The organism is Flavicella sp., from assembly GCF_029238425.1.
Lineage (GTDB): Bacteria > Bacteroidota > Bacteroidia > Flavobacteriales > Flavobacteriaceae > Flavicella.
The window spans coordinates 1-17696 of sequence record NZ_JAQWGB010000098.1 but is presented as its reverse complement, the minus strand read 5'-3'; the positions used below and the strand labels follow the sequence as shown (position 1 = coordinate 17696).

General features: G+C 34.2%; 15 protein-coding genes and 1 rRNA gene. 11 read left to right on the top strand and 5 right to left on the bottom strand.

Going from position 1 to position 17696, the window contains the following annotated elements; all coding sequences use genetic code 11:
* From rrf to P8H68_RS07135, 10 genes are all read left to right on the top strand, one after another.
* Window positions 1-102, top strand: a 5S ribosomal RNA gene (rrf, locus tag P8H68_RS07180); the annotation flags it as partial.
* Between the two features lie 213 nt (window positions 103-315).
* A complete protein-coding gene (locus tag P8H68_RS07175) occupies window positions 316-1281 on the top strand; it encodes an AAA family ATPase (protein ID WP_300322901.1) in 966 nt (321 codons plus the stop codon).
* Between the two features lie 3 nt (window positions 1282-1284).
* Window positions 1285-2214: a DUF58 domain-containing protein gene (locus P8H68_RS07170; RefSeq protein ID WP_300322899.1), complete on the top strand. Its 930-nt coding sequence runs from the start codon at window positions 1285-1287 to the stop codon at window positions 2212-2214.
* A complete protein-coding gene (locus P8H68_RS07165) occupies window positions 2204-2716 on the top strand; it encodes a DUF4381 domain-containing protein (RefSeq protein ID WP_300322897.1) in 513 nt (170 codons plus the stop codon). Before P8H68_RS07170 ends, P8H68_RS07165 begins: the two co-directional genes overlap by 11 nt.
* Window positions 2706-3710: a VWA domain-containing protein gene (locus P8H68_RS07160; protein WP_300322895.1), complete on the top strand. Its 1005-nt coding sequence runs from the start codon at window positions 2706-2708 to the stop codon at window positions 3708-3710. Before P8H68_RS07165 ends, P8H68_RS07160 begins: the two co-directional genes overlap by 11 nt.
* Window positions 3703-5418: a VWA domain-containing protein gene (locus P8H68_RS07155; RefSeq protein WP_300322893.1), complete on the top strand. Its 1716-nt coding sequence runs from the start codon at window positions 3703-3705 to the stop codon at window positions 5416-5418. Before P8H68_RS07160 ends, P8H68_RS07155 begins: the two co-directional genes overlap by 8 nt.
* The gene (locus tag P8H68_RS07150; protein WP_300322891.1) at window positions 5412-6725 is read left to right on the top strand and encodes a hypothetical protein; all 1314 of its coding nucleotides are present in this window, start codon (window positions 5412-5414) and stop codon (window positions 6723-6725) included. Before P8H68_RS07155 ends, P8H68_RS07150 begins: the two co-directional genes overlap by 7 nt.
* 27 nt (window positions 6726-6752) lie before the next feature.
* A complete protein-coding gene (locus tag P8H68_RS07145) occupies window positions 6753-8966 on the top strand; it encodes a tetratricopeptide repeat protein (protein ID WP_300322889.1) in 2214 nt (737 codons plus the stop codon).
* 168 nt (window positions 8967-9134) lie between these two features.
* Window positions 9135-10520: an arylsulfatase gene (locus tag P8H68_RS07140; protein WP_300322887.1), complete on the top strand. Its 1386-nt coding sequence runs from the start codon at window positions 9135-9137 to the stop codon at window positions 10518-10520.
* 250 nt (window positions 10521-10770) lie between these two features.
* The gene (locus P8H68_RS07135) at window positions 10771-12327 is read left to right on the top strand and encodes an arylsulfatase (RefSeq protein WP_300322885.1); all 1557 of its coding nucleotides are present in this window, start codon (window positions 10771-10773) and stop codon (window positions 12325-12327) included.
* Between the two features lie 128 nt (window positions 12328-12455).
* Here the strand turns inward: P8H68_RS07135 and P8H68_RS07130 are convergent, their stop codons facing one another.
* From P8H68_RS07130 to P8H68_RS07110, 5 genes are all read right to left on the bottom strand, one after another.
* On the bottom strand, window positions 12456-12938 hold the full coding sequence (locus P8H68_RS07130) for a dihydrofolate reductase (RefSeq protein ID WP_300322883.1): 483 nt from the start codon (window positions 12936-12938) through the stop codon (window positions 12456-12458).
* A gap of 281 nt (window positions 12939-13219) precedes the next feature.
* Complete coding sequence (locus P8H68_RS07125) at window positions 13220-14044, bottom strand: thymidylate synthase (protein ID WP_300322881.1); 825 nt, start codon at window positions 14042-14044, stop codon at window positions 13220-13222.
* A 138-nt stretch (window positions 14045-14182) separates the two neighbouring features.
* Window positions 14183-14791, bottom strand: a complete 609-nt coding sequence (locus tag P8H68_RS07120) for a bifunctional nuclease domain-containing protein (RefSeq protein WP_300322879.1) — start codon at window positions 14789-14791, stop codon at window positions 14183-14185.
* A gap of 102 nt (window positions 14792-14893) precedes the next feature.
* Window positions 14894-15853, bottom strand: coding sequence for an electron transfer flavoprotein subunit alpha/FixB family protein (locus tag P8H68_RS07115; RefSeq protein WP_300322877.1), 960 nt, complete (start codon window positions 15851-15853; stop codon window positions 14894-14896).
* Between the two features lie 49 nt (window positions 15854-15902).
* Window positions 15903-16649, bottom strand: a complete 747-nt coding sequence (locus P8H68_RS07110) for an electron transfer flavoprotein subunit beta/FixA family protein (RefSeq protein WP_300322874.1) — start codon at window positions 16647-16649, stop codon at window positions 15903-15905.
* A gap of 319 nt (window positions 16650-16968) precedes the next feature.
* Here P8H68_RS07110 and P8H68_RS07105 point away from each other — a divergent pair.
* Window positions 16969-17696: pyruvate dehydrogenase complex E1 component subunit beta (locus P8H68_RS07105; protein ID WP_300322872.1), on the top strand; the 728-nt coding region annotated here is incomplete at its 3' end.

Here is a 17696-nt window from a genome sequence, read left to right as displayed (position 1 = left end):
TATTGCGATAGGGCTCACCTCTTCCCATTCCGAACAGAGAAGTTAAACCTATCAGCGCAGATGGTACTGCCTAACCGGTGGGAGAGTATGTCACCGCCTTTTTTTGAAACCTCAATCATGTATGTGATTGAGGTTTTTTTTGCTTTTGTTTTACTCAATACGTTGAAAAATCAAATTTTATATATATCGTATTGAATGTCTATATAAATGGAGTTCAGTAGTAAGCCATTGCCTTTTTAATACAAGTTTGTTTTGTTTATATTTACTTTATAGTACAGAATATATTCTTTTTTATAAATTAATAATTTTCAGAGGATGGCAACATTAGATAAAGTAAATCAATTAAAACTAGAAATGTCTAAATCTGTCATAGGGCAAGAGAAATTGATTGATCGATTACTTTTGGTGTTGCTGGCGAATGGAAATATACTTTTAGAAAGTTTACCGGGTTTAGCTAAAACGAGAACGATTAAAAGTTTGGCAAAGGAGTTGAATTGTGGTTTAAGTAGAATTCAATTTACGCCGGATTTATTACCATCGGATATAACAGGAACAGAAATTTATCAGCCAGAATCCGAAGAAAAATTTATATTTCAGAAAGGACCAATCTTCAGTAATTTAATTTTAGCGGATGAGATCAATAGAGCGCCTGCAAAAGTTCAATCGGCCTTATTAGAAGCGATGGAAGAGCGACAGGTATCAGTAGCGGGTACCACTTATAGTATGGAAAAGTTGTTTATGGTTATGGCAACTCAAAATCCTGTGGAGCAGGAAGGAACGTATCCTTTACCAGAAGCCCAAATGGATCGATTTTTAATGCATGTTACCATTGATTATCCAGACGATGATTCTGAATTGAAAATCATGCGTTTGAATAGAGAGGAACAGTTAGCCTCAAAAGAAAAATTAAAAGAAAAGTTGGATCCAAAAGTAGTTTTTGAAGCAAGAGAAGAAATTGCGAAATTCTCTATATCAGAAAACATGGAAAAATATATTGTAGATATTATTGCTGCAACGAGATACCCGGAAAAATACAATAAGGATTTAAAAGCATGGATAGATTTTGGAGCAAGTCCAAGAGGAACAATTGCTTTAGATAGAGCAGCCCGTACTCATGCTTGGATGGCAGGTCAATCCTATGTGTCTCCAGATAATATTCGCGCTGTTGTTCATGATTGTTTGAGGCATAGGGTAAGTTTAAGTTATGAAGCGAATGCTCAAGGTGTCGCAATAGATGACGTTTTAAATGAAGTATTGAATCAAGTAGCAGTGGTAGCATAATTTATGGGTAGAGATTCTGGTTTTCCTGAAAACGTATTTATTTCACTTGAGAATTTACTCAAGATGGAATCTGTAGCAAGTGGCTTTAGTTTTCTGGCTAACAAGCAAAGGGTTAAAAGTGTTCTTGGTGGTAAGCATGCTTCTAAATTACGTGGAAGAGGTTTGGACTTTGAAGAAGTAAGAAATTATGTTCCAGGTGATGATGTAAGAAACATTGATTGGAAAGTTACTGCTAGAACTCAAAAAACACATTTAAGAGTATTTACAGAAGAAAAGGAAAAACCTGCGTTGATCATTGTAGATCAAACAAAATCGATGTTTTTTGGGAGTAAGTTGAAAACCAAATCGGTTGTAGCGGCCGAGTTAGCTGCTATCGCAGCTTTTCGTGTTTCAAAAGAAGGAGATCGAGTTGGTGGAATTGTTTTTGGAGATAATGGTGTAGATGCAGTTTTACCGAAAAGAAATAGAAAAAATATATTGTTCTTTTTTGAAAATCTGCTCAAGAGAAATCATGAATTAAAGGAATCTAAATCGCATAAATTTGAAGCGGGTTTGCAGGAGGTGTTTCAAAAAGTAAGGAATATTATTTCCCATGACTATTTGATTTTTATTGTGAGTGATTTTCATCGCTATTCAGAAAACGTGATAAAAGAAATCTCCTATATGGCTGCTCATAACGATGTTATTTTGGCTAAAGTATATGATCCGTTGGAAAGAAATTTATTGCCAGTGAAATATGTAGGCGGTGATGGTTCGAAACAATTGTCAATTGATGGAAAGGATAAAAAGTTGGTGAAAGACTTTCAAGATGGGTTCGATTCAGATTATATGAATTTTGAAAAAGAAATGAAGAAGCATAAAATACCCATGTTTAAAATAAATACAGTAGACGATGTAAGTGAGCAAATTCAAAATGTTTTCAATGGTATTTGAACATTTACATAAGTTGTTGCTATTTTCTTTTCAAGAAAATGATTTTATCGAGGATCTTGGACCCTTGTTAGAACCAAATGCGGTGTCCTTTTCTTTTGACACTTTGGGCTGGAAAGTGAGTTTGGTATGTGTTATTGCAGTAATGCTTTCAATTGTTTTTTTTCAAATGAGACTATATTTCAAAAATAAATATCGTCGAATGGCAATATATGATCTTTTACTACGGATTGAATCGCCTAATCTGGAAAATTATCATAAAGTAAATTATGCTAATTTGATCCTAAAAAAAGTTGCTATTCAAGTGTATGGTAGAGAGAAGGTAGCGAAAATGTTTGGTGAACAATGGTTACAGTACTTAGATTCAAAATGTGAAAAATCTGAGCTAAGTGAATTGAAAATAGTTTTTGAAAATTCAAGTTATAATTTAAAGCAGATCTCTGACTCCGAATTTGATTTAGTATTGGAGAGAACAAAAAAATGGATACATCAACATGCCAGATAATTTTGAAATCATACATGTTTGGGTTTTGTTTTTGGCACCGTTGCCATTGCTATTGTATTTTGTTTTACCGGCATTAAAGATTAAAAGTGCTTCTTTGTTAATTCCGAACATTGTCAAGTCATCAATATATACCAAACAAGAACCGAAAAAATCTTCTTTTGTAAACAAAAAGTCTTTTTTAGAAGTGTTGGTACAAAGTATTATATGGTTGTTGTTATTGGCAAGTTTATCCTCACCGCAATTAGTAGGTAAGGCCGAGTTGAAAGCGAAAAATTCGAGAAATTTTTTGATTGTCGCAGATTTGTCTTTTAGTATGGCTCAAAAGGATTGGAAGATCGAAAACAAACCTGTAACGCGATGGGAAGCAGTTACAACGGTTATGGATGAGTTTATAGAAAAGAGAGAAGGTGATAGAATGGGATTGGTTTTATTTGGTTCCAATGCGTATGTTCAGGCACCGTTTACTCCGGATTTGATTACTGTGAAAACTATGTTAGATGAGGCAGCTGTTGGTTTGGCTGGTCAGACGACTTCTATTGGTAAAGCTATTATGAAAGGAATTGATTTGTTTGATAAAGATACTATTCAAACAAAAGTTATGCTATTGCTAACAGATGGGGTGGATGCAGGAATTGGGGTGTTGCCTTTAGATGCTGCTGATATTGCAAAAAGAGATTCTATTATGATTTACACAATTGGTATTGGTGATCCAAACAGTGGAAACTCTGACTTAGATGAAAAAACTCTAGAAGAAATTGCTGAGATAACGGAAGGACAATATTTTAGGGCAATGAATACTGAGAGATTGAATTCAATATATGATGAATTAGATAAATTAGAGCCTATAGAATACGAAGAAGAGACTTATAGACCACGTACCTTATTGTATCATTATCCCTTAGGTGTGGCTTTGATTTTGTTTTTGGGATATAGTTTATTGTCGGGAATTATCTCTTTTTACAAAAAAAGGTTAAAAACGGAAAAGAATGATTGAGAATCTAAATACAAGTGTGTTTGAGGATCTTCATTTGTTAAGACCTCAATTTTTATGGTTGCTTATTCCAATAGTTGTGATAGTGGTATTATTCGTTTTTTCTAGGAAAGAAGAAGTGAAATGGAAAAAACAAATCCCATCTCATCTTCAACCTTTTATGATTGAGAAAGGGAATCAAACAAAATTAATAGTTTGGAAGTGCCTTTTGTATGTGAGTTTTGTTTTAGCCGTTTTAGGGTTGTCAGGACCAACTTGGTCTAAGATAGAAATACCAGGTAAAACGTTAGAAACCCCCATGGTAATTGTATTGGATTTGTCACAGAGTATGATGGCAACGGATATTCAACCAAGTAGATTGGAAAGAGCTAAGTTCAAAATTACCGACCTGTTAAAGGAAAAACCTGGTGCTAGAGTGGCATTGGTTGGATATTCCGGAACTGCACATGTAATCCTTCCCTTGACCAATGATTATTCCTTAATTGATTCACATATCAATCAATTGACACCAAATGTAATGCCGTTCTATGGAAGCGATTTACATGCCGGAATTGAAAAGGCTATTGAGTTGACTAGTGTTACAGAGGCCCCAGCTACTGTGGTTGTTTTTTCAGACGATTTTTCGGAAGATAATTTTGAGTATTTGACGAAAATGAGTCAGACTGTAAATTCAACATTCGAAATATTTCCTGTCAATACGATAACAGGATCTTCTATCCCTTATGGAAGATATCATAGAGAAATGAGAGATGATAAAGGTGAAATAATTATTTCTAAGTTGAATGAAAATGTATTGCAAAAACTAAATTCTTTGCAAAATGTTCGAGTTAATTATTTGACTTTAGACAATAGTGATGTAGAGTTGGTTGCCAAAAGTATTAGAGATCATTTAAAATTTACAGATAGAGCGGAAGAGAAAGAGGATGATTGGCAAGATCAAGGAATTTATTTCATCATTCCATTTGCCGTCATTTTACTGTTTTATTTTAGAAAAGGGATGGTATTGTTTTTATTCCTAATCGTTTTGAATTCCTGTTCAAAAGACCAAAAATTTAAAGATCTATGGCTAACCAAAGATTATCAAGGTCAATTGGAGTTAGATAAGGGAAATTATGAACAAGCCGGAGAAGTTTTTCAAGATGCTTTGAGAAAAGGTATTGGGTTTTATAAAGCAGGGAATTATGATGAAGCTATTCGTGCATTTTCAAAGGACACTACTGCTCAAGGAATGTATAATTTAGGTTTGTCTTATTACAAAAATGGCGATTACGCCGCAGCTGCATTGGCCTTTGGTAGGACAGTTGAAATTGACCCTAATATGGAAGCGGCAAAAAGTAATCTTAAAGTTGCCCAGCATTTATCAGCCGGAACAAGTGAAACTCCAGAAGATGCTACTGCAGACAAAGGAAATAAAGAAAGAGCACAAAATGAAGAAAATAAAAGTCCGGAAGACTTAAGTGGTGGAGGACAAGAGGCTACCGAGAAAGATATGCAGAAAAAAAGATTGGAGGAAACGACCAATACAGACATAAGAAAAGGAAAAGAATTAGATGAATTGCCTGATGATTTTGAATTGGGGAAACCTGGGGAAAGTCCGAAAATAATGATGCAGAAAGTAGATGATGATCCCTCTTTGTTTTTAAAAAGGAAATTTAAACATCAAGTAAAAAAAGAAGGTTTGAAACCCAATGGAAAAATGAATAAATGGTAATAAAAAAGCGGACATATTTATTTTGGGTTTTTCTGTGGTGTACTTTCTTACTTCAGGCTCAAAGACATCTGAGAACAGAAGTGAGTTTTAACAAAGGCTCAGTTTATGTTGGAGAACCTATTGAAGTGAGTGTTACGGTGTATTCTTCAACTTGGTTTACGGAAGGAGTTGATCCAGGGAATATTAAAATTAATGGAGCTTATACGGTTTATTTTAGATCGTTAAGTACCTCAAAAAAGTTTGGCAATAAACTATATGCCGGAGTTACGTTGTTTTTCAATGTGTTTCCATACAATGAAGAGAATGTTGAATTTCCATCCTTGGAATTTGTGGTTGAAACTCCGGATGAAGGAAATTATGTGGGTGTCAAGCGAAAAGTAAAGACACGTGCAAGAGAAATTGTAGTGAAGCCGATTCCACCAGGAATGGATAAAAATGCTTGGCTAGTTTCTTCATCCATGAGAGTTTATGATTCTTGGAAAGGAGATTTGACAAAAGTGAAAGTTGGAGATGTTTTAGTAAGAAATATTACCATGAAGGTGGGAGGAACCATTTCAGAGTTTATTCCCCAAATTCAATTTGATTCGATCGAAGGAATTAGTTTATATCCTAAAAGATCTTATTTAAAAAATAATAAAACAAAAACTGCTATTAGTGCGCAAAGAACAGATGGTACAAGGTATTTATTTGAGAAAGAAGGAGTTTATATAATCCCAGAGATTACGGTGTATTGGTGGAACCCGAGGTATAGCAAATTATATAAAAGAGTATTAAAAGAAACGAAGATAGAGGTTGCACCAAATCCTGATTTAGGAATGCTAGAGAGTGTTCGGAAATCATTAGAAGCAACAGTTGAAAAAGAATCCGAGGAAGAAAAAGAGTTGCTGATATTTGGATTTTCTTTAAAGCAGTTTTTAGCTATAATTTTGGTTTCAATAGTAACGTTATTTTTTGGATTTAAAATTTTGAGAAAAGCGATAAAAGCAGTCAAGGCAAAAAAAGCTGCCTATGAAAAATCTGAAGCATTCTTTTTTAATAGATTTTTAAAAGAGAAAATTTATAAAAATCAGCAAACCGAAATTTATAAATGGCTAGGTCAATTGTCACTTAAGGAACCGAGTATCGAATATTTCATTACTATTTATGGAACTAAAAAATTGAAAGAAGTATTTGAAATTAATAAAAGTGAAGAAAATGATTTTTCTAAGATATTGGCCTTAAAATTGGAATGGAAGAAGGCAAGAAAAAACTTTATAAACTCAAAAAAAGAGAATTCAACTACAAACTCTAACTGGGTAAATCCTTAGATTTGTCAAAGTACATATCAATTGCTCATGAATAATATTTTACGAAGAACTTTAGAATCTTTATGTGTCATTTTAATTTTTACATTGATTGGATGTAAAGAGGAGAAGAAAGATGCCTATACAAAAGTCAGTTATGATTATAAAAACTCAAAATTTGTAGGATCTGAAACTTGTAGGGAATGTCATCAAGAAGCCACCAAGAAATGGGAAGGTTCTCATCATGATATGGCGATGAAGCTAGCTGATTCAACAACGGTTAAAGGAGACTTTAATAATTCGGTTTTTGTTCATAAAGGAGTCAAGTCGTCTTTTTATAAAAAAGGCCAAGATTTTTATGTTACTACAGCAAATAAAAAGGGAGTTCCAGAAGAGTATAAAATAGTCTATACGTTTGGTGTAACTCCGCTACAACAATTTATAGTCGCTTTTCCCAATGGGGCATATCAGTGTTTATTGACGGCTTGGGATTCGGTAGAAAAGAAATGGTTTCATTTACAGAAAGATGTGAATTTACAACATGACGAATGGTTGAACTGGACGGGTGGTGCTTCCAATTGGAATACCATGTGTGCGGATTGTCACTCTACCGATTTGAAAAAGAATTTCGATTCCAAAACAGGACAATATGCAACAACTTTTAGTGAGATTAACGTAAGTTGTGAAGCTTGTCACGGTCCAGCTTCCGCACATGTTAGCTATTATAAAAATCCTATAGAAGGTCAAGTACCACCAGAAATGTATATGGATTCCGATATGAGATCTAAGGAATTGGTAGATAAATGTGCTAGATGCCATTCAAGGCGAACTCAGATAACCGACTACTTTGATTATAAGGGGGACTTTATGGATCATTATATTCCTCGATTGTTAGAATCACCAACCTATCATTTAGATGGTCAAATTTTAGACGAAGATTATGTGTATGCCTCTTTTGTACAGAGTAAAATGTATCACAATGGAGTTTCATGCAAAGATTGCCATGATGTCCATTCTTTACAATTAAAAAAGGAAGGGAATGCCCTGTGTATGAGTTGTCATCAACCAAAATATGATACCTATGAGCATCATAAACACAAAGTAGGAACAGAGCAATCGGCCTGTGTCAATTGTCATATGGTTGGTAAAGTGTATATGGGGAATGACTATCGTCGTGATCATAGTTTTAGAATACCAAGACCAGATCAATCTATACAGTATGGGACGCCAAATGCATGTGTTACTTGTCATACCGGTCAAACGAATGAATGGGCTGCCAAGGCAATTGTTACAAATTATGGTTCTGAAAGAGAAGATCATTTTTCTGATTATTTACTAAAAGGTTCTCAAGGAGACAAAGAAGCTTTACTGAAGTTGTTAGAAGGATCAAAATACCCAGATGTTTCTAGAGCTACTTCAATGTCATCTTTAATAAATCAAGGAGCCAATAGAGAGGAAGTAAAACAAATTGCGATGTACTTGAAAGCTGATTCTCCAATTTTAAGAAGAGAGGCAATTGTATCAATTCAAAAAACTAGAGATCATTCTTATGCAAAACAAATAGAGCCTTTGTTAGGGGATTCTGTTAGGTCTGTACGACTGGCAGCCGTGAGCTATTTTGTTGCTGTAAAAATTGAATTACCTACGAATTTGAAATATAATAAAGCAAAGAAGGAATTTTTAAGCTTCTTAGATTTAAATTCCGATTTTGCGAGTGGACAATTACAGATTGCAGAATATTTACAAACTAATGGAGAGATTGATTTGGCGATAAAAGCTTATGAAAAAGCCATAGAAATAGATTCATATTATAATAGGGCTAGAATGAATTTAGCTATGTTGTATTATCAACAAAAGAACTATGATAAGAGTATTAAACTGTATAAAGAAGTTATTAAATTAGAACCTGAATTTGGTTATACGTATTATATGTTAGGTTTGTTATATAACGAAATAAAACAGCCTATAGAAGCACTTAAATATATGAAGTTGGCAACTAAAATGGACGCTACTAACTATAACGCTTTTTATAACTACGCACTACTTTTACAACAAGATAATAGGGTGAGAAAATCTTATGAAATTTTGTCTGATGCTCTTGTTAAGTTTCCAAACAATGAAAAATTATTATATGCAAAACTTGTGGTGGAGCTAAATACAAATAAGTTTACATCGGCAAGAAATACTTGTTTGGCATTGTTAGAAATTTCACCCAGTAACCCAGACTATAATCAAATAATGCAGCAATTACAAAATGAGAGATAGTTGAGTCACAAAAAGTTGGGACTTTAAAAATTTACTATATTTATAAAAAAGAGTGTTAATTTAATTTATATAAAAATGAAGAAATAGAATTTTTTCAAGTCTATTGTAACGGGGTTAGCTGCTGTTGCAGTAGGATTGAGTGCTCAGGCATAGAAAAAACCAAATATTTTGGTTATCTGGGGAGATGATGTAGGATGGGGAAACATTAGTGCTTATAACCATGGAATGATGGGGTATAAGACACCAAAGATTGATAGAATTGCGAATGAAGGAGCTATGTTTACAGATTGGTATGCGCAGCAATCTTGTACTGCAGGTAGAGCTGCTTTTATTTTAGGGCAACATCCTTTTAGAACCGGACTGTTAACGATTGGTATGCCTGGGTCAACTCAGGGAATTAAAGACAATCAGCCAACTATTGCTGAGTTGTTAAAAAATCAAGGATATACTTCGGGTCAGTTTGGAAAAAACCATTTAGGAGATAGAGATGAGCATTTACCCACTAATCATGGATTTGATGAGTTTTATGGAAACCTGTACCATTTAAATGCGGAGGAAGAGCCAGAAACTTATTACTATCCAAAAGATCCTGAGTTTCATAAGAAATTTGGTCCAAGAGGTGTAATTCATGCTACTTCTGATGGAAAAATTAAAGATACAGGACCTTTAACAAGAAAACGTATGGAAACTGCTGATGATGAATTTACGGCAGCTGCAATTAAGTTTATTGAAAAAGCGCATGCTAACAAACAGCCTTTCTTTGTGTGGTTGAGTGCTACACGTATGCATGTTTGGACACATATGAAAGAGGAAAGTATAGGAGTAACTGGTATTGGACTGTATCCTGATGGAATGGCTGAACATGACAAAACAATTGGAGTTGTGTTAGATAAGCTTGAGGAATTAGGGATTATTGATACTACCTTAATTATGTATTCTACGGATAATGGAGCAGAGAAATTTACTTGGCCTGATGGTGGTACTACTCCGTTCAAAGGAGAAAAAGGTACTACTTGGGAAGGTGGTTTCAGAGTACCGTGTGCTATTCGTTGGCCGGGAGTTATTAAACCTGGAACTGTTGAAAATGGTATTTTCTCACACGAAGATATGATGCCAACAATTTTAGCAGCAGCGGGTGTACCAGATGTAAAAGAGAAATTACTGAAAGGATATAAAGCGAATGATAAAAAGTTCAACGTTCATTTAGATGGATATAATATGATGCCTTACTTAAAAGGAGAGGCAAAGGAAAACCCAAGAAAAGAAATATTTTATTTTGATGCTGGAGGTAATTTAAATGCCTTGAGATATGAGAATTGGAAATTACACTTTTCTGTGATGGAAGGAGCGATTAATGAAGCCTACAGAAAAACACCATCTTGGCCTTTGATTGTAAATTTAAGAGCTGATCCGTATGAGGTGTCTACAGATTCTGCATTGTATATTCGTTGGATGGCAGATAATATGTGGTTGTTTGTGCCTGCTCAGGCCTATATTGGTGAATTTTTACAAACCTTTAAGAAATACCCACCGGTTCAAGGAGGTTCTTTATGAATAGATAAAGTTGTTCAATCATTGAACACTCCTTCAAGAAATTAAACTTAATTTAAATATTTAAAAGCTTGTATCTAGAATTAGATACAAGCTTTTTTTGTTTGGACATAATTCTTATCTTAGAGGTTAACATTTGTTTAGTTTAAGAAAATCAAATGTTTGTAATTTAGTTTGACAATTTATTTTTCTAGAGATTAGGATCTAATAAAGATACTTGTCTAAAAATCAATTATTAATCAAATATGTTATTATGAAAATGAAACAAAAACATTTCTTTAAATCCGTTATTTCGGCAATTGCGATGGTCGCAATTGGAATGAGTGCGCAAGCACAGAAAAAACCTAATATTTTGGTGATTTGGGGTGATGATATTGGACAGTCTAATATTAGTGCGTACACAAAAGGGATGATGGGGTATACAACTCCAAATATAGATCGAATTGCGAACGAAGGGATGATATTTACCGATTATTATGCTGAACAAAGTTGTACTGCTGGACGTTCTTCTTTTATTTTAGGACAAAGTGTGTTTAGAACAGGGTTGAGTAAAGTAGGATTGCCAGGTGCGAAAGAGGGGATTTCTTCAGAAGATCCAACAATTGCAGAACTTTTGAAGCCTTTAGGTTATGCCACTGGTCAGTTTGGAAAAAATCATTTAGGAGATAAAGATGAACATTTACCAACCAATCATGGTTTTGATGAGTTTTTAGGGAATTTATATCATTTAAATGCAGAGGAAGAACCTGAATTACCAGATTATCCAGACCCTAAAAAATATCCAAACTTTAGAAAAAAATATGGTCCAAGAGGTGTTATTAGTAGCTCATCAGATGGTAAAATAAAGGATACAGGACCTTTGACTAAGAAAAGAATGGAGACAATTGATGATGAAACTATAGCCGCAGCTAAAGCTTTTATTACAAAAACTGTTCAATCAGGTAAACCATTTTTTGTATGGTGGAATGGTACAAGAATGCACTTTAGAACCCATGTTAAAGAAGAGCATCAAGGAATCTCAGGACAAGACTTTTATGGAGATGGAATGGTGGAGCATGATATGCATGTTGGTGAATTGTTACAGTTGTTAGATGATTTAGGTGTTGCAGACAACACGCTTGTTACTTATAGCACGGACAATGGACCTCATAAAAATTCATGGCCAGATGCGGCTTCTAGTCCTTTTAGAGGAGAGAAAAACACCAATTGGGAAGGTGGTTGGAGAGTACCAGCAATGGTACGTTGGCCAAATAAAATTAAAGCCAATTCAATTTCAAATGAAATGATTTCTGGAATGGACTGGATGCCAACTATACTGGCAGCAGCTGGAGATAAAAAAATCAAGAAAAAGTTATTAAAAGGACATAAAGTTGGAGATAAAACTTTTAAAGTACATTTAGATGGTTACAATATGTTACCTCATTTTACAGGAAAAGAAAAAGCAGGTCCAAGGCATGAGTTGTTTTATTTCTCTGATGATGGTGATTTGACAGCTCTAAGATATGATGATTGGAAATTTATCTTCATGGAGCAGAGAATGGCAGGTACACTAGGCGTATGGGCCAATCCTTTTACACCATTAAGAGTTCCATTGATTTACAATCTTCGTAGAGATCCTTATGAGTATGCTACAATTACTTCAAATACGTATTATGATTGGTTGTTAGATCATGTGTTTTTATTGGTTCCAGCTCAAGATATTGTTGGTGAGTTTTTAGGTACTTTTCAAGAGTATCCTCCTCGCATGAAAGCAGCAAGTTTCAGTTTGGAAAAAGTAATGGATAAACTTACTGCTCCAACTTCTAACTAAGAAAATAATTAAATTTTAAAAAGGCCTAATACAAATTGTATTGGGCCTTTTTTGTTTTTTGACTCTTATTCAAATAAACGTCAAATCTATTAATGGTATATTAAAAGTAACTATCTAAAGAGTAATATTTATTTTCTTCTATAGCTTACAAAGCTATAAGAATATTTGTTTTTTTCATCAGGCTTAAAAGTTTCTCTTTTAGTTTCTTCCCAAATGGTTTTGTCGATGATAGGGAAAAAAACATCTGCTTCAAATTCATGATGTACTTCAGTAATGTCAAGTTGATCTACAAACTGAATAGCTTCTTTATAGATTTGAGCGCCTCCAATGATGAACGGGCTTTTATCTGATTTTGCTATTTCAAGAGCTTCTGAGATAGAATTTACAACAATACATCCTTCCGCTTGGTAATCCTTGTTTCTTGTGATGATTACCGTCGTTCTATTGGGAAGCGGTTTTCCAATGGATTCATAGGTGTTTCTACCCATGATTATATGATGTCCGGTAGTGGTTTTTCTAAAACGAATTAGATCTGCGGGTAAGTGCCAAATTAAATCGTTGTCTTTTCCAAGAGCATTGTTTTCTGCTATTGCAGCAATTATTGTAGTCATTTTTCAGTTGGTTTTCTAATAGACCAATTTAGTAAGGTTTATAGATTCTTGCAAGTACTTAATTGAATTATACTTGAATTTTAAAGTGATTTTTTCTTTTCCATTTTTTTTAAGATTATCATAAGATAAGTGAAATTATGGAGTACAGTTTTATAGGAGAATTAAGAGCCATCGTGAAAATATTTCGTTTTTTTTTAAGATTATGCGGTAATACTGGTTTCCAAAAAAAAATGAACTCAAAGTTGAGTTCATTTTTATAAATGTTGTTCGTAATTGTTTCTTTATACTGAAACCGCTCCTTTAATCAAAGGATGAGGATCATAACCTTCTAGTGTGAAGTCATCAAACGTAAAGTCAAAAATAGAGGTTATTTCAGGATTTATTTTCATAGTAGGCAAAGGACGTGGATCTCTAGATAGCTGCTCTTCAATCTGATCAAAATGATTCGTGTAAATATGAGCATCACCAAATGTATGAATAAACTCTCCAGCTTCTAATCCTACGACTTGCGCAATCATCATTGTTAATAATGCATACGATGCAATATTAAAAGGAACTCCTAAAAAGATATCTGCGCTTCTTTGATACAATTGACAAGATAATTTTCCATCTGCCACATAAAATTGAAAAAATGAATGACAAGGAGGTAATGCAGCTTTATTATTTGCTACATTTTCAGAAAAAGAAACAGTGGTGTCCGGCAATACACTAGGGTTCCAAGCAGAAACTAACATACGTCTACTGTTTGGGTTTGTTTTAAGAGTTTCAATTACTTCTTGAATTTGATCAATTTCCTCGCTATTCCAGCTTCTCCATTGATGTCCATAAACAGGTCCTAGATCTCCATTTTCATCTGCCCAAGCATCCCAGATTTTTACACCATTTTCTTTAAGGTAATTGATATTTGTATCTCCTTTAAGAAACCATAATAGTTCGTGAATGATAGACTTTAAGTGCAGTTTTTTAGTAGTAACCATCGGGAAGCCTTCCGATAAGTCGAAACGCATTTGGTAACCAAAGACACTTTTGGTACCAGTACCTGTTCTGTCTCCCTTGAATACACCGTTTTCTTGAACGTGCTTTACTAAATCTAAATACTGCTTCATCTTCTGTTTTTTTATCTTTTTCGTTCTTGCTTTAGGAACGAGCTGTACAAAAATAACAAAAGCATATTTTTAAAATAGCACTTGCGTTTATATTTTTAGAAAAGTAATTAACAGTTTTTAAATGAGAAAGTTTGAACTTTAGCGTTTGCTGATTTCATCTCTCAAATGTGCTGCAGTCTCGTAATCTTCTTGCTCAATGGCAATTTGCAGTTGATTGTTTAACTCCTGAAGAGACATGCGTTTAAGAGGATCTTCATCTTCTTCTTTTGTTGTTTCTGTTAACAATTCATCCATGTCAAGTTCACTTGTATCACTTACAATATCTTCAGCTTCTAGCTTTAGAAAGATACCTGCTTTTTCAAGAATTGTCTCATAAGTGTATATGGGTGCATTGAATCTTGTTGCTAAGGCAATTGCATCAGAAGTTCTAGCATCAATGATTTCTTCGGCACCATCTTTTTCACAAACAAGACTAGAGAAGAAAACTCCATCTACTAGTTTATGGATGATGACCTGTAGAACATTGATTTGAAATCTTTCAGAAAAAGTTTTGAAAAGATCATGAGTCAAAGGTCTTGGTGGTTTGATTTCTTTTTCTAATGCGATAGCAATAGATTGCGCTTCAAAAGCACCAATAATTATAGGTAAAGTTCTATTTCCTTTAATTTCAGTAAGTACCAATGCATAAGCACCGCTTTGTGTTTGGCTATATGAAATCCCCTTAATGTCTAGTTGTACTAAACTCATATCTTTTTCTAGTTGTAGTGTAAAAAAAGACTGTTTATAAGATCGAGTTAAAATTCGAAAAAATATAAACAGTCTTATATGGTTTCAATTTAGTGAAAAAACTTAGTTTTTCGACTTAAATTCTTTTAGTTTTTCAATAAGTTGAGGAACTACCTCAAAAGCGTCACCCACAATTCCGTAGTCTGCAGCCTTAAAAAATGGTGCTTCAGGGTCTGTGTTGATGACAACTTTTACTTTAGAAGCATTTACTCCTGCCAAGTGTTGAATTGCACCAGAAATTCCGATGGCAATGTATAAATTAGAAGCAACAGGTTTTCCTGTTTGTCCAACATGTTCACCATGAGGTCTCCAACCTAAATCAGAAACAGGTTTAGAACAAGCTGTTGCCGCTCCCAATACATCTGCAAGATCTTCGATCAATCCCCAGTTTTCTGGACCTTTTAAACCTCTACCTCCAGAAACAACTACATCAGCATCAGCAATAGAAACTTTTCCTGCACTTTTGTTAATACTTGTAGAGCTTACTCCAGAAGCAATAATTTCTGGTGAAAAATCTTCCTCTTCAGCAGAGCTAGCATTTTCAACAACTCCGACAGAGTTTTTAGCAAGTCCTAATACTTTAACAGCACTTGAGATTTCCGTATGATTGAAAGCTTTGTTTGAAAAAGCTTTTCTTTTAACTGTAAAAGGAGCTGTAGAGCTTGGCTCTGCAATAACATTAGAAGCATGACCTGCTTCTAGTTTTGCAGCTACAATAGGAGCAAGGTACAATCCATTTGAACTAGAATCTATGATCACAACTTCAGCATTTTCTTTTTTTGCTGCTTGCTCAATAATTGAAGCAGTGATTTTAGCATTAAAAGAAGCTAAGTCATTATTAGATACTTTGATTATTTTGTCAGCTCCGTAGCTAGCTACTTCTGAAGCATTATCTGCATTGATGGTTAAAGCTACCAATTGAGTACCTAACTGAGCGGCTATTTTTTTTCCATAAGAAACTACCTCAAATGCAATTTTTTTAAATTTTCCTTCCGATGATTCGGCAAAAACTAATACAGACATATAGTATGTGTTATTAAGTTAACGTAATTTGTTTTTCTTAGTTATCCTACTAGATAACCTTAGCGTCGTTGTGTAAAAGATCAATCAAATCATCAATTGCTCCTGCATCTACCATTTTACATGCGCTTTTTTCTTCAGGTTTATCAAACTTAACAGCCTTTGTAAGTGCCTCGGCGTTGTTGCTTGCAACCACTGCTAAAGGTTTTTTACGTGCCATCATGATTCCTCTCATATTAGGAATTCTTAGGTCTTTTTCCTCAACCAAACCTTTTTGTCCAGCAACAACCAAAGGTAACGAGCTAGATAAACTTTCTGTTCCTCCATCAATTTCTTTCGTTGCTGTAGCAGCAGTACCCTCAATTTCTAACCCTACACATGCATTGATAAAATTAAAATCGATTAAAGTTGATAAAATCCCAGGAACCATAGCTCCATTATAATCAATAGACTCTCTTCCCATAAGGATCAAATCGTAACTATTTCCTTTGATAACTTCAGCAAGTTGTTTTGCTACAGCAAAACCGTCAGTTGCTTCTGCGTCAATTCTAATTGCATCATCTGCACCGATAGCTAAAGATTTTCTTAAAGAAGGTTCTGTAGATGCATCACCAACAGTGATTACAGTAACGCTAGCTCCTTGTTTTTCTTTAAACCACATAGCTCTGGCTAATGAAAACTCATCATAAGGGTTGATCACATATTGAACACCATTGGTGTCAAATTCAGCACCATCGGCTGAGAAATTTATTTTGGAAGTCGTATCCGGAACATGACTTATACATACTAATATTTTCATAGTTATAAGGACTTGTAATGTTATTTAATAAGTAATGCGAAGGTACTTAAAATTTTAGTAAAATGTAATTTTAATAAGGAAGAGTATCTATTTTTATCAATACAATAATTTAAGTAATCTCGTCATTTTTGGCTTTGGATTTTTTCGATTTTCATAAATATAATACTTTTTATTTATTGATAATTTAAAAAATATTCTGAGAACATATTTTTTTTAATGAAAGGATAATATGTTTTGCTAAAATTTATTTTTTTTTGAGAACTAATTAACAATTATGAACTGAAAATCCTTATTTTTGCTGACTCAAAAGATGACTACAATGAAAACAATACAATTTAGAGAAGCGATTTGCGAAGCGATGAGCGAAGAAATGCGTTTGGACGAAAGCGTGTACTTGATTGGTGAAGAGGTTGCCGAATATAATGGAGCTTACAAAGCTTCTAAAGGAATGTTAGACGAATTTGGAGAGAAAAGAGTAATTGATGCACCGATTGCCGAGTTAGGTTTTGGTGGGATTGCTGTTGGTTCTACAATGACAGGTAACAGACCTATTGTTGAATATATGACATTCAACTTTGCTTTGGTTGGTATCGATCAAATTATAAACAACGCTGCTAAAATTCGTCAAATGTCCGGAGGACAGTTTCCTTGTCCAATTGTATTTAGAGGTCCTACTGCATCTGCAGGTCAATTAGGAGCAACGCATTCACAAGCTTTTGAAAACTGGTTTGCAAATACTCCAGGTTTAAAAGTGGTTGTACCATCAAACCCATATGATGCAAAAGGTTTATTAAAAGCTGCAATTCGTGATAACGATCCTGTAATTTTTATGGAGTCTGAGCAAATGTATGGTGATAAAGGTGAAGTTCCAGAAGGAGAATATATCATTCCTTTAGGAGTAGCTGATACTAAGAGAGAGGGTACTGATGTAACGATTGTATCTTTTGGAAAAATTATCAAGGAAGCTTATAAAGCTGCTGATGAATTGGCGAAAGATGGTATTTCTTGTGAGATTATTGATTTAAGAACTATTCGTCCTTTAGATAT